Origin of the sequence: Eikenella halliae, from assembly GCF_001648475.1 — a bacterium.
In the GTDB taxonomy this organism is placed as follows: Bacteria; Pseudomonadota; Gammaproteobacteria; order Burkholderiales; family Neisseriaceae; genus Eikenella; species Eikenella halliae.
The window spans coordinates 120,039-133,000 of record NZ_LXSQ01000030.1; the positions used below are offsets into that span (position 1 = coordinate 120,039).

General features: G+C 56.7%; 11 protein-coding genes and 1 tRNA gene. 5 read left to right on the forward strand and 7 right to left on the reverse strand.

The features are described 5' to 3' along the window. Positions 1 to 68: 68 nt before the first annotated feature. Both A7Q00_RS12215 and ppc read left to right on the forward strand, forming a co-directional pair. A complete protein-coding gene (locus A7Q00_RS12215) occupies positions 69 to 407 on the forward strand; it encodes a P-II family nitrogen regulator (protein ID WP_003823108.1) in 339 nt (112 codons plus the stop codon). A 255-nt stretch (positions 408 to 662) separates the two neighbouring features. Then, positions 663 to 3,371 carry a phosphoenolpyruvate carboxylase gene (gene ppc, locus A7Q00_RS12220; RefSeq protein ID WP_082887862.1) on the forward strand — a complete coding sequence of 903 codons (2,709 nt, stop codon included), beginning with the start codon at positions 663 to 665 and terminating at the stop codon, positions 3,369 to 3,371. A 65-nt stretch (positions 3,372 to 3,436) separates the two neighbouring features. Here the strand turns inward: ppc and A7Q00_RS12225 are convergent. The 3 genes from A7Q00_RS12225 to A7Q00_RS12235 form a co-directional block, all read right to left on the reverse strand. Beyond that, a tRNA-Arg gene (locus tag A7Q00_RS12225) sits at positions 3,437 to 3,511 on the reverse strand. A 19-nt stretch (positions 3,512 to 3,530) separates the two neighbouring features. Then, on the reverse strand, positions 3,531 to 3,977 hold the full coding sequence (locus A7Q00_RS12230) for a DUF441 domain-containing protein (protein WP_064090801.1): 447 nt from the start codon (positions 3,975 to 3,977) through the stop codon (positions 3,531 to 3,533). Positions 3,978 to 4,000: 23 nt separating this feature from the next. Beyond that, entirely contained in the window at positions 4,001 to 4,975 is a 975-nt protein-coding gene (locus tag A7Q00_RS12235; RefSeq protein ID WP_064090802.1) for a polyprenyl synthetase family protein, read from the reverse strand. 380 nt (positions 4,976 to 5,355) lie between these two features. Between A7Q00_RS12235 and ychF the strand changes: the two genes are divergently transcribed. The 3 genes from ychF to A7Q00_RS12250 all read left to right on the forward strand — a co-directional run bounded on the left by ychF (position 5,356) and on the right by A7Q00_RS12250 (position 8,546). Beyond that, positions 5,356 to 6,447: a redox-regulated ATPase YchF gene (gene ychF, locus A7Q00_RS12240; RefSeq protein ID WP_064090803.1), complete on the forward strand. Its 1,092-nt coding sequence runs from the start codon at positions 5,356 to 5,358 to the stop codon at positions 6,445 to 6,447. 150 nt (positions 6,448 to 6,597) lie between these two features. Beyond that, the gene (locus A7Q00_RS12245; RefSeq protein ID WP_064090804.1) at positions 6,598 to 7,461 is read left to right on the forward strand and encodes a hypothetical protein; all 864 of its coding nucleotides are present in this window, start codon (positions 6,598 to 6,600) and stop codon (positions 7,459 to 7,461) included. 203 nt (positions 7,462 to 7,664) lie between these two features. Beyond that, on the forward strand, positions 7,665 to 8,546 hold the full coding sequence (locus A7Q00_RS12250) for a carbohydrate kinase family protein (RefSeq protein WP_064090805.1): 882 nt from the start codon (positions 7,665 to 7,667) through the stop codon (positions 8,544 to 8,546). A gap of 272 nt (positions 8,547 to 8,818) precedes the next feature. On the opposite strand, the gene lepB is transcribed toward A7Q00_RS12250, so the two are convergent. The 4 genes from lepB to lepA all read right to left on the reverse strand — a co-directional run bounded on the left by lepB (position 8,819) and on the right by lepA (position 12,725). Continuing rightward, positions 8,819 to 9,859 carry a signal peptidase I gene (lepB, locus tag A7Q00_RS12255; protein ID WP_082887863.1) on the reverse strand — a complete coding sequence of 347 codons (1,041 nt, stop codon included), beginning with the start codon at positions 9,857 to 9,859 and terminating at the stop codon, positions 8,819 to 8,821. 90 nt (positions 9,860 to 9,949) lie between these two features. After that, a complete protein-coding gene (locus A7Q00_RS12260) occupies positions 9,950 to 10,261 on the reverse strand; it encodes a hypothetical protein (RefSeq protein WP_064090806.1) in 312 nt (103 codons plus the stop codon). 128 nt (positions 10,262 to 10,389) lie between these two features. Then, the gene (locus tag A7Q00_RS13815; RefSeq protein ID WP_156503827.1) at positions 10,390 to 10,716 is read right to left on the reverse strand and encodes a hypothetical protein; all 327 of its coding nucleotides are present in this window, start codon (positions 10,714 to 10,716) and stop codon (positions 10,390 to 10,392) included. Positions 10,717 to 10,931: 215 nt separating this feature from the next. Continuing rightward, a complete protein-coding gene (gene lepA, locus A7Q00_RS12265) occupies positions 10,932 to 12,725 on the reverse strand; it encodes a translation elongation factor 4 (protein WP_064090834.1) in 1,794 nt (597 codons plus the stop codon). Positions 12,726 to 12,962: the final 237 nt, after the last annotated feature.

The following is a 12,962-nucleotide window of genomic DNA, read 5'->3' on the forward strand; positions in this document are numbered from 1 at the left end:
GAACGGGCGATTGAAAGCGCTGCGGGCTTGTGGTAGCTTTGCCGCCGGTTCACACGAGGACAAAACCCATGAAAAAAATCGAAGCCATCATCAAACCGTTCAAACTCGACGACGTGCGCGACGCGCTCACCGATATCGGCGTAAACGGCATGACCGTAACCGAAGTGAAAGGCTTCGGCCGCCAAAAAGGCCACACCGAAATCTATCGCGGCGCGGAATACGCGGTGGATTTCCTGCCCAAAATCCGGCTGGAAATCGTGCTGGAAGACAGCATGGTCGAGCAGGCGGTGGAAGCCATCGTGCAGGCGGCCAACTCCGGCAAAATCGGCGACGGCAAAATCTTCATCCTGCCGGTGGAAGGCGTGGTGCGCATCCGCACCGGCGAGCGGGACGAAGCCGCGCTGTAGGCTCTTGCAGCGGCAAACAAAGGCTACCTGAAAAACAGAAATCCGGTTTTCAGGTAGCCTTTTCCCTATTTTCCTCCCGCCCCGCAGAGGCTACCTGAAAATAGCAACAGGCAGGCAAAACAGAATACGGGCCGTACGGCTCCGGTAAGTTTCAGGTAGTCTCCTCCCCGCCCCGCGTTTGCCGTTTTCCCCCGATTGGGTGTAGATTCCCATCCCAACGCTTTTCTATTTCAAAAATCCGCAAAGGAATACCCCATGATGCCCGAACCTTCCGGCCAACACCCCTACAAAGACGCGCCGCTCTTCGACGACGTTGCCTTCCTCACCGGCGCGCTGCAAACCGTGCTGGCCGCGCAAACCGACCGCCCCGTGCAAGAAGCCGTGGCCGCGCTGCTGGGCGGCGAAGCACCGCAAGACGTGGTGTCGCGCAGCCTGCCGCAGCTCAACGACCAACAGCTGGAAGACCTCATCCGCGCCTGCGGCCTGTTTGCGCAAATCCTCAATATTGCCGAAGACGCCCACCACCAACGCCGCCGCCAGGCGCACAGCCAAACCCGCGACAACGCCAAATCCACCTTCGGCCACACCCTTGCCTTGCTGCAACAGCAAGGCGTGAGCGCTGAAGCCTTGCAGCAGCAGCTGAACCACACCGAAGTGGCCGCTGTGCTTACCGCGCACCCCACCGAAGTGCAGCGCCAAACCATCCTCACCCTGCACCGCCAAATCCGCAACTTGCTCGACCAACGCGCCAACCAGGCCGGGCAAAACGAAGAACGCTTGCAGCAGCAGGTGCAAACCATGCTGTGGACGCTGTGGCAAACCAATGAAAACCGCCATTTCAAAATCACGGTGGCCGACGAAATCAGCAACGGCATCATGTATTTCCCGCTCAGCTTCTTCAGCGCCGTGCCCGGCGTATACCGCAAGCTGGAGGCCGCTCTTCAGGTAGCCTACCCACACACCCGCCTACCCAATGTGCTGCACATCGGCGGCTGGATCGGCGGCGACCGCGACGGCAACCCTTTCGTTTCCGCCGACACCCTGCGCACCGCTTTCGCCCAACAGGCCAGCGCCGTGTTCCGCTTCTACCGCAGCCAGCTCTACAAACTGTATGAAGAATTGCCGATGTCGGTTCGGCGCGTAAACGTGAGCCCCGAAGTGTTGGCTTTGTCGGCCAAATCGCCCGACACCGAACGCGCCCGCGAAGAAGAACCCTACCGCCGCGCCCTGGCCTACATCCTCGCCCGCACCGTGGCCACCGCCCACCGTTTCGGCAGCGGACTGGGCAGCCGGTTCGGCCTGCTCGAACCGTATAATACGGTTGAAGAATTTTTAGCCGACCTGCACACCGTACACGCTTCCTTGTGCGCCAACGGCGGCCGCCCGCTGGCCGACGGCCGCCTGGCCGACCTGATCCGTGCCGCTTCCGTGTTCCGCTTTTATCTGATGCCGCTAGATTTGCGCCAACACGCCCAAAAGCATATCGACGTGGTGGCCGGGCTCTTTGCCGCTGCCGGTTTGGAAGACTTCGCTGCGCTAAACGAAACCGAACGCGAACGCGTGCTGCTGCGCGAACTGTCTTCCCCGCGCCCGCTCTACAGCCCGTTTGCCCGATACAGCGAAGATACCGAACACGAGCTGGCCATCTTCCGCGCCGCGGCCGAAATTAAAGCGCAATTCGGCGAGGAAGCCATCCGCCAAAGCATCATCTCCAATGCCGAAAACGTGAGCGAAATGCTGGCCTTGGCCTTGATTATGAAAGAAACCGGCCTGTTGCGCCTAAACACCGAAGGGCTACCTGAAAGCCGGCTCAATATCGTGCCGCTGTTTGAAACCATCGAAGCGCTGCAAGACTGCATCGGCGTGATGGATCATCTTTTCTCCCTGCCGTGGTACCGCCACCTGCTCGCCGGCCGCAGCAATATTCAGGAAATTATGCTCGGCTATTCCGACAGCAATAAAGACGGCGGTTATGTAACCAGCCAATGGGTGCTGTATCAAGCCGAGCAGGCTTTGGTGAAACTGTTTGCCAAACACCAAGTGCGCCTGCGCCTGTTCCACGGGCGCGGCGGCAGCGTGGGGCGTGGCGGCGGCCCTTCCTACGAAGCCGTACTGGCACAACCCGCCGGCAGCGTGGCCGGGCAAATCCGTATCACCGAGCAGGGTGAAGTCATCACCGCCAAATACGCCGATGCCGACAACGCCGAGCGCAACCTCGAAACCTTGGTGGCCGCCGCGCTGGAAGCCAGCCTGCTGCCGCACCGCACCGAAGAGCCCGATGCCGCGCTGATGCAGTCGCTCTCCGATGCCGCCTTCGCCTACTACCGCGAGCTCATCACCCATCCCGATTTCGTGGGCTATTTCCTGCAAACCAGCCCGATTAACGAAATCGCCAGCCTCAACATCGGCAGCCGCCCCGCCAGCCGCAAAACCCTGGCGCGGATACAGGATTTGCGCGCCATTCCCTGGGTGTTCTCCTGGACGCAAAACCGCCTGATGCTGCCTGCCTGGTACGGCTTCGGCAGCGCGGTCGAACAGCTCTTGCGCGACAACCCGACCAACCTCGAACGCCTGCACCATATGGTGCGGCACAGCGCCTTCTTCCAAGCCATGCTCTCCAATATGGAGCAAGTGATGGCCAAAGCGGATTTGGACATCGCCCGCGCCTACGTCGGCCTGGCCGACCAGCCGCAGGCCGCCCAAGCCATGTTTGAGCGCATTGCAGGCGAGTTCGAACGCAGCCGCCGCGCCCTGCTGCAGCTGACCGGGCACGACCAGCTGCTGGCCGACAACCGCAGCCTCGCCCGCTCCCTCGCCCTGCGCATTCCCTACCTGAACGCGCTCAACTGGCTTCAGGTAGCCCTGCTCGCCCGCCTGCGCCAGTACCCGGGCAACCCGCAGCTCGTCCACCTGATCCACCTCACCATCAACGGCGTGGCACAAGGCTTGCGCAATACGGGCTAACCTCTTTCCTACAAACGGCAGACAAGAAAAAGGCTACCTGAAAATTTCAGGTAGCCTTTTCATCATGGCCCCGCCGACAGGAATCGAACCTGTATTTTACGCTTAGGAGGCATACGTTCTATCCATTGAACTACGGCGAGAAATACTCAAACTTTCCAATCAAACTTTTCCGGCAATAAGCGACAAAATCCCCGCGGCAATCAGCGGCCCCACCGGAATGCCGCCCAAAAACGCCACGCCGATAATCGTACCCAGCAGCAGGCCGGTTACCAACACTGGCTGCTCGCTCATCAGCGGTACGCCGCGCCCGGCCAGCCAGGCCACCAATATGCCCGCCAACACCGCCGCCAGCATTTTCCAGCTCATCAAACCGGCCAAACCGGGAAACTGGATTCTACCCGACACCAGCGGGCTGAGCACGCCGATGGTGAGCAAAATGATGCCGGCTTGAATGCCGTATTGTTCGGCCAGCGGGATATAGCGCGCCAGCACGGTTTGCTGCATCAGGAGCAACACGGTGGCCGAGATAGTGATGGATTGGTTGTTGCTGAGCACGCCCAGCAAAATCAGCAGCACCAAAAACAGCGGGATAACATTCAGATGCAATTATATATTCCCGAAAAAGGCCGCTATGATACACGCGCCAGCGACTCTTCGGCAAGCTGCCGCATCGCTTGCGACACTTCATTATCCGGCAGTGCGGCCAGACAGGATAAAGCCTCGTCCACCGCCTTGCGCGCCTCGCTCACGCAATAGGCCAGCGCATCGGATTGCACCACATGGGCATGAATCTGCTCGAAATAGCTGCGGTCGGCGTGCTCCAAGGCGTGGCGCACGGCGTCGGCCACCGGCGGCTCGGCATTTTGCATCAGGTAAATCAGCGGCAGGGTCGGCTTGCCTTCGGCCAAATCGTCGCCCACGTTTTTGCCGATTTCTTCGATGTTGCCGGAATAATCCAACACGTCATCGATAATCTGAAAGGCGGTGCCGATGTGGCGTCCGTAGTCTTTCAGCGCGGTTTCCTGCTCGGGCGTGGCACCGGCCAAAATCGCGCCCACCTGTGCGGCGGCTTCAAACAATTTGGCAGTTTTGTATTGGATTACCTGCACATATTCGACTTCGGTGATGTTGGTATTGCCGATATTCATCAGCTGCAACACTTCGCCCTCGGCAATGATGTTGGTGGCATCGGCCATCACATCTAAAATCTTGAGGCTACCTGAAGACACCATCAGCTGGAAGGCGCGGGTGTAGAGAAAATCGCCCACCAACACGGCAGCAGCGTTGCCAAACATATTGTTTGCCGTTTTCCGGCCACGCCGCAGCTCGCTCTCGTCCACCACATCGTCATGCAGCAGGGTGGAGGTGTGGATGAATTCCACCATCGCCGCCAGCGCGTAGAGCGGGTCTTCATCGTAGCCCAACACCTTGCCGGAAAGGATGGTGAGGATGGGGCGCAAACGCTTGCCGCCGGCGCTGATGATGTAGCGCCCGATTTGCGAAATCAGCGCCACTTCCGATTGCACCGCGCGCTCAATCACCGCATTAACGCGGCTCAAATCGCGAGGCAGGTGTTGCTGGAAATAAGGCAGGTGTTCAAGCATGGTGATGTGCGGCTTTGTATGGTTATCGGCATAAGGCCAAAGCGCTGACTCCTTCCTAGCTGCGTGAAGAAATAACCGCTTTGGCTATACGGCCGGGCAAACGCACCGGCCAAACAGGGGCGGCATTATAGCAGCCTTATGGGCAAACTGCCTATTTCCGCCCTGCCCCGCAGGCTACCTGAAAACACAGTTTCAACGAAGCGGCACAATATTTTGCCTGACCGAAGCCGTACTTCTCCCGGGGCTGCCATCCCGCACCGCCGTTTTCAACCCGCTTCAAATCGCCTAAAGGCTACCTGAAAACCCAAACCGCAGCTTTCAGGTAGCCTTCTATGTTAAAATCCGCCGATTTTAATCTAACGGCATTTTAAGGAACACTCATGAGCATGAAATGCGGCATCGTCGGCCTGCCCAACGTCGGCAAATCCACCCTCTTTAACGCGCTGACCCAATCGGGTATCGAAGCGGCGAACTATCCCTTCTGCACCATCGAACCCAATGTCGGCATCGTCGAAGTGCCCGACCCGCGCATGGCGGAGTTGGCGAAAATCGTCAATCCGCAAAAAATGCAGCCCGCCATTGTGGAATTTGTGGACATCGCAGGCTTGGTCGCCGGCGCGAGCAAAGGCGAAGGCTTGGGCAACCAGTTCCTCGCCAACATCCGCGAAACCGACGCCATCGTGAACGTCGTGCGCTGCTTTGACGACGATAACATCGTCCACGTTTCCGGCAAAGTCGATCCGATTGCCGATATCGAAACCATCGGCACCGAACTGGCCTTGGCCGACCTCGCCAGCGTGGAAAAAGCCGTTGTGCGCGAAGAAAAACGCGCCCGCTCAGGCGACAAAGACGCGCAAAAACTGGTGGAACTGTGCAAAAAAATCCTGCCGCACCTCAACGAAGGCAAGCCCGTGCGCTCGCTCGACTTAGAAGCGGAAGAGCTCGCCATGCTCAAACCGCTGTTCCTGCTGACCGCCAAACCCGCCATGTATGTCGGCAACGTGGCCGAAGACGGTTTTGAAAACAACCCGCACCTCGACCGCCTGAAAGAATTGGCTGAAAAAGAAAATGCCCCTGTCGTCGCCGTTTGCGCCGCGATGGAGAGCGAAATCGCCGAATTGGAAGACGACGAAAAAGCCGAGTTCCTCGCCGAGATGGGCTTGGAAGAACCCGGTCTGAACCGCCTGATCCGCGCGGGCTACGACCTCTTGGGCCTGCAAACCTACTTCACCGCCGGCGTCAAAGAAGTCCGCGCCTGGACCATCCACAAAGGCGACACCGCCCCGCAAGCCGCCGGCGTCATCCACACCGACTTCGAACGCGGCTTCATCCGCGCCCAAGTCATTTCCTACGACGATTTTGTCTCGCTCGGCGGCGAAGCCAAAGCCAAGGAAGCCGGCAAAATGCGCGTGGAAGGCAAAGAATACGTGGTGCAGGATGGCGATGTGATGCACTTCTTGTTTAACGTGTAAACCGCATGAAGGCTACCTGAAAAGTGATAAATGGGTTTTTAGCTTGGCAGAAACTCTGCCTTGGCCGCGCCAAGACATTTTCAGGCAGCCCCTGCTTCGTCAGGCTGCCTGAAGCCCTTTCCTTCTCAAATTAGCGTAATCCTTCGCATCATGAAGAAACTACTCCTCCTTGCCCTGCTCCTTAGCTCCGCCGCCAGCCACGCGCACACCGCGTCAGCCACGCCCCGCGCACAAACGCCCGAGCAAATCGTACAACGCCACTACCGGAACTACTCGCAGCAACACCGCTGCTTCCGAGCCAGCCCATCAGATGCAGAACTGGGATACAACGCCGACTACGGCGGCGAATTCTGCATGCGCCAAACCAAACGTGAAATCCGCCAAACCGCACAGGGCAGGCTGATGTATCTGCTGTATACCGGCGACAGATTCGACTTCGGCAAGGGGGAAAGCACCGGCGGCCGGGTTCAATCTGGCTTGGCCGGTATATTTGTGCTGAAACAGGTACGCGGCGGCTGGCAGCTGCTGGCCGCCAAACCCTATATCGAAATCGGAACTTATGGCGTTGCGCCCGAAGCCAAATATTGGTCATTCCGCCAATTCGGCAGAGCGCGTTGGGGTTTTATGACGCCTATGTCCTACCTAAGCCACGGTTATGCCAACTCGGAAATCCTTATCTTTACCCATAACGGCTCAGGCAAAGTCAGCGAAAGCCGCATCACAACCAAGACAAACAACGGTTATATTTTAGACAATTGCAGAACTAACCGTGATACTGGCCAACCCAACACTCCCGCCGAACGCCAAAAATGCCGTGGCGAATGGTACAAACTATCCGCCGACTTCAGCATTGCAATCCACGCCCGCCCCACCGCAGGCTTCTACCCGCTGCAACTGACCGTATCCGGCTTCGACGGCTTCAAGCGCTACCGTAACCAAACCTTTCTCATCCACTATAATGTCGCAAAAGAAAGCTATGTTGAGCCCCAAACCTACCCCTTGGCAAACAAATAAAGAAACCAACCCGCCTATTCCCGCACCTAGTGCTGCCCCTATTCACCTGCCGGCCCAAGCCGACCCGGCCAACAATCGCATGCGCCGTAAAGCCGACCGGCAGCTTCAATAGGCAAAGCAGTAAAACGCTTGAGGCTACCTGAAAACATCCCAACCATTTTTCAGGTAGCCTCCCCCCAATCCTCCAACCTTAGAAAGCAATCATGAAAATCAGCAGCTTCGGCGAAGTATTATGGGACGACTTCCCCGGCGGCAAAGCCCTCGGTGGCGCACCGCTCAACGTTTTAGTGCGTCTGGCCTCGTTCGGCGCGGACTGCAGCATCATCAGCCGCCGCGGCCGCGATGCCGACGGCGAAGAGCTGCTGCGCCAGATTGCCGCGTGCAACGTGGCCGCCGACTTGGTGCAAACCGATGAAGAACACGCCACCAGCCTGGTGAAAGTGCTGCTCAAACCCGACGGCAGCGCCAGCTACGACATCGTCTATCCCTGCGCTTGGGATAAAATCAGCGCAACCGAAGCAGCGCTCGCGCGCGTGGCCGAATCCGACGTGCTCGTGTACGGCAGCCTCTCCGGGCGCGATCCCGTATCCCGTGCCGCACTGGAGCAAATCCTGCCTGCCGCCCGTTTCCGTGTGCTCGATGTCAATCTGCGCAAGCCGCATTACGAGCCCGAACGCGTGCTCAGCCTCATGCGCCATGCCGACCTCATCAAACTTAACGACGACGAACTCTACGAACTCTCCGCCGCCTTCGGCTCGCCCTACCACAGCCTCGAACAAAACCTGCGCTACCTCGCCGGCCACACCGACACCGCCCACATCTGCATCACCCTCGGCCAGCACGGCGCGGTGTATTTCCGCCACGGCAAAATCCTCGCCCACCACGGTTTCCGTGTGAGCATGGCCGATTCCGTGGGCGCGGGCGACAGTTTCCTTGCCGGTTTCTTATTCCAAATGCTCTCCGGCGCCAGCCCCGAAGACACCCTGGCCTTCGCCTGCGCCATCGGTGCGCTCAACGTTACCCGCCACGGCGCCGTGCCCGATATTTCCCTGGCTGAAATCCAGGCGCTGATGCACCCGGAATAGCATCGAACCTTTGCCTGGGCTGCAAGAGAAAGGCTACCTGAAAACTTAAACGCCAACGGAATAAAGTAATCCTTGGGTTTCTTTATAGTGGATTAACAAAAATCAGGACAAGGCGACGAGCCGCAGACAGCTCACACGTTACGGCAAGGCAAGCCAACGCTGTAGCATTCTTATTTTAATTCACTATAATTCACTATAAACCGAATTTCAGGTAGCCCTTCCCTCCCGTAAGCAATAAAAAACCGGCCGTTTTGGCCGGTTTGCTTTTTCCGTTAGCGGATGGTGTTGCCGATGCGCGATCTGTCGCCCACGTTCATCCACACGAAAAACGCTTTGCCCACAATCAGCTTATCGTCCACAAAGCCCCAGTAGCGCGAATCGGCGCTGCTGTCGCGGTTGTCGCCCATGGCGAAATATTTGCCCGCCGGTACGGTGCATTTAAAGCCGCTGCCGTCTGCCTCGTATTCGCAATTTTCGCGCAAACCGCTTTGGTAGCCTTTTTTGGCAGCATCATCGGCGGATTCGGCCAAGTAAGGGATGGAAACCGTGGGCGCGTTTTCATTTTTCAACACCTCGAAATGGCGGCCTTCCCAATCGGCGGAAAAGCGGGAGGATTCCAAAATCCGTTCCGGTTTGTAATCATCGGGATATTGGTAGCTGCCCACCAAATTATCCTGCTCGGTTTTACCGTTTACCGTCAGCACCTTATCGCGGTATTCCACCACATCGCCCGGCAGGCCGACAATGCGCTTGATGTAGTTGGTGTCCGGCTCCACCGGATAATTGAACACCACCACATCGCCGCGCTGCACCTGCCCCACCGGAATCAACACATTGTTCAACACCGGCACGCGGATGCCGTAGCTAAACTTGTTCACCAGCACAAAGTCGCCCTTCACCAGCCCCGGCCGCATCGAGCTGGAGGGAATCTGAAACGGCTCGGCCACAAAAGTGCGCAGCAAGAACACCACCAAAATCAGCGGAAAGAAGCTGCCCATATAATCGCGGAAATGATTGTCGTCTTGCGCGGCTTCTTCTGCATTGTCGGCCTGCCACATACGCTGTTTGCGTGCCGAACGCGCCCACAGCCACACCGCGCCGGTAAACAGCACCAGCAGCAGCAAAACCGCCGTGAGGCTCATCAGTTTAGCCAAAAGGCCGAACGAGCCCACCATCATCAAAAGGTAGCCCCATTGCAGGCCGCCGCTCCATTCGCCGTTTTCTTGCCGCGTTTTACCGCTCACGGCAAACAGCACGATGCCGGCCACCACAGCGGCGATGGCAGCATAAAGGATTGTATTGGATTGTTCCACTTTTATATTTTCCCGTTTGAAATAAGTTCGATCAGTTTCAGGCTACCTGAAAATCAAAAACCGCGAAGAAGCGCCGGCCACTCCCGTGCCTTATCCGCCCGCACAGCCTGCCGCACCATGCGGCAGCAGCCACACAAACAGCACCCACGCCACCAACACCACCGCAATCAGCAGCCGCGCCCAAAGCGTGCGCAAAGTTTTGGCCGGGCGCCAGCAAAAAACAGTGAACACCAGCAGGCTGACCGCCATCAGCGCATAAAACGCCAACTTGGCCGCACTAGCGCACGGCTGCCAGCCGTCCATATGCAGCACGGCCAGAATAATCCAAGCCAAACCGTGCGCCGTCCACACCGCCAGCGTGGCCACGCAGCGGACTAAAATGTCGATACCTTTGTTTTCCATTTTGAATATATTTCTGAAATGCTTTTATTGTTTAAACTGATAGCTTTCAGGTAGCCTCTATATCAAGGTCATCTAACCTAAAAATTAACTCTTTGCACAGCAACATATTAAAAGGTTCTTTCTTTAATTTACGGTCCAAAATGAACAACCGTCGCCCACCAGCCAAAAATAAATGCACCAATAGCAAGAAAAGGTAAGGCACAAAATAGGATAATCAAATAAATCCGGATTCGCCTCTTATCCCATACCCATATAGGGCTTAATGGCAAAATAAGCATTAACACCATTCCTATATGTCCAACATTTCTTGCCATTTCATTCGACATTGGCACGTTTCCGAAAAGTATCGGTATCCATACCGGCGAGGTCAATGCAAAAAACGAATACGCCCAGCGCAGCTTATAATGGCTCACCGGCGGCTCAGGCGGAAGTTTCTTAATTCGAATTTTTGCCATAAACACACTCCCGATTTCAGGCTACCTGAAAACCAAGCCGCCATTTCACAAACAGCCGCTTATCCGCCATAAGGCTTTCAATATTGGCTTCGGCATCTTTTTTCGTCTTGCACCTGCAACTCCCAAAGGGGGGGAGGAGAAATTACTGCCGTTTTTGAAATCTTGGATGTGGGTTTCCATAGCCATCCCGCGCTTTTCAGGTAGCCTGAATGCGGCTACTTATCCCCTACCTGCAAAATCGCCAAAAACGCGCTCTGCGGAATTTCCACATTGCCCACCTGCTTCATGCGTTTCTTACCGGCCTTTTGTTTTTCCAGCAATTTTTTCTTACGAGTAATGTCGCCGCCATAACATTTAGCCAATACGTTTTTGCGCAGCGCTTTCACGTTTTCACGCGCGATAATCTGGCTTCCGATGGCGGCCTGCACGGCGATGTCGAACATTTGGCGCGGAATCAGTTCGCGCATTTTCGCTGCCAGCTCGCGGCCACGGTGTACGGCATTTTGGCGATGCACAATCAAGCTGAGCGCATCCACTTTGTCGCCATTCACCATAATGTCCAATTTCACCAAATTGGCGGCACGGAACTCTTTGAAATGGTAGTCCAGCGAGGCATAGCCGCGCGAGGTGGATTTGAGCTTGTCGAAAAAGTCCATCACCACTTCGTTCATTGGCAAATCATAGGTGAGCATCACCTGGCGGCCGAGATACTGCATATTGATTTGCACGCCGCGCTTCTGGTTGCACAGCGTCATCACATTGCCCACGTATTCCTGCGGCACCAGGATGGTGGCGGTGATAATCGGCTCCAAAATGGATTCCACCGTGGCCAAATCCGGCAATTTGGACGGATTTTCCACTTCGATATGCTCGCCGTTTTTCAAAATCACTTCATACACCACGGTAGGCGCGGTGGTGATCAAATCCATATCGAACTCGCGCTCCAGGCGTTCCTGCACGATTTCCAAGTGCAAGAGGCCGAGGAAGCCGCAGCGGAAGCCGAAACCGAGCGCTTGAGACACTTCCGGCTCAAATTTTAATGAAGCGTCGTTGAGTTGCAGTTTTTCCAGCGCATCGCGCAAGGCTTCGTAGTCGTGGCTTTCCACGGGATACAGGCCGGCAAACACCTGGCTTTGCACTTCTTTGAAGCCGGGCAGCGGCTCGGAAGCGGGATTGGCGACCAAAGTAACCGTATCGCCTACTTTGGCTTGGCCGAGCTCTTTCACGCCGGTAATCAAAAAGCCTACTTCGCCCGCTTTAAGCTCTTGTCTGTTCACCGATTTCGGCGTAAACACGCCAAGCTGCTCCACTTGGCTTTCGGCTTTGGTGGACATGAAGCGCACTTTGTCTTTCAGTTTCAGCCGGCCGTTTTTCACGCGAATCAGCATCACCACGCCGACATAGTTGTCGAACCACGAATCGATAATCACGGCTTGCAGCGGCGCGTTTTCGTCGCCTTCGGGGGCGGGGATTTTAGCCACGATTTCTTCCAGCACGTCTTCCACGCCCAGCCCGGACTTAGCCGAGCAGGTGACCGCGCCCACAGCGTCGATGCCGACGATGTCTTCAATTTCCTGCGCCACGCGGTCGGGGTCGGCGGCGGGCAGGTCGATTTTGTTCAGCACGGGCACGACTTCCACGCCCAAATCAATCGCCGTGTAGCAGTTGGCCACGGTTTGCGCTTCCACGCCCTGCGATGCGTCCACCACCAACAACGCGCCTTCGCAGGCGGAAAGCGAACGGGAGACTTCGTAGGAAAAATCGACGTGCCCGGGTGTATCAATCAGATTCAAAAGATAAGTTTCGCCATTGCGGGCTTTATAGTTCAGCGCGGCGGTTTGCGCCTTAATCGTGATACCGCGCTCTTTTTCGATGTCCATGCTGTCCAAAACCTGCGAACTCATTTCGCGGTTTTCCAAGCCGCCACAGTGTTGGATGAAGCGGTCGGCGAGCGTGGATTTACCGTGGTCAATATGGGCGATGATGGAGAAATTGCGGATATTGTTCATATTCTGGCAAAAAAGTAAGCGGTCGTGATGGCAGGTAAAAGCATCGGCTTGGCCGATACGGGCTACCTGAAAAAGCGGAGCTTCAGCGAGGTTAAAACAGGGGCGGCAACGCAGCAAGCCGTGCCGAAACCAAACTGCGTATTCTAGCCGAAAACGCTTGAAGCTGCCCGACAATTTGCGCGCCCTCCGGCTTGACCCAACACAAGCCAAAAGCGCAAGCCCCAGCCCGATAGCGCA

Excerpts from the sequence above, each read along its gene's own strand:
- A7Q00_RS12215 (WP_003823108.1), top strand. The coding sequence starts at position 69 with ATGAAAAAAATCGAAGCCATCATCAAACCGTTCAAACTCGACGACGTG.
- ppc (WP_082887862.1), top strand. The coding sequence starts at position 663 with ATGATGCCCGAACCTTCCGGCCAACACCCCTACAAAGACGCGCCGCTC.
- A7Q00_RS12235 (WP_064090802.1), bottom strand. The coding sequence starts at position 4,975 with ATGCTTGAACACCTGCCTTATTTCCAGCAACACCTGCCTCGCGATTTG.
- ychF (WP_064090803.1), top strand. The coding sequence starts at position 5,356 with ATGAGCATGAAATGCGGCATCGTCGGCCTGCCCAACGTCGGCAAATCC.
- A7Q00_RS12245 (WP_064090804.1), top strand. The coding sequence starts at position 6,598 with ATGAAGAAACTACTCCTCCTTGCCCTGCTCCTTAGCTCCGCCGCCAGC.
- A7Q00_RS12250 (WP_064090805.1), top strand. The coding sequence starts at position 7,665 with ATGAAAATCAGCAGCTTCGGCGAAGTATTATGGGACGACTTCCCCGGC.
- A7Q00_RS12260 (WP_064090806.1), bottom strand. The coding sequence starts at position 10,261 with ATGGAAAACAAAGGTATCGACATTTTAGTCCGCTGCGTGGCCACGCTG.
- A7Q00_RS13815 (WP_156503827.1), bottom strand. The coding sequence starts at position 10,716 with ATGGCAAAAATTCGAATTAAGAAACTTCCGCCTGAGCCGCCGGTGAGC.
- lepA (WP_064090834.1), bottom strand. The coding sequence starts at position 12,725 with ATGAACAATATCCGCAATTTCTCCATCATCGCCCATATTGACCACGGT.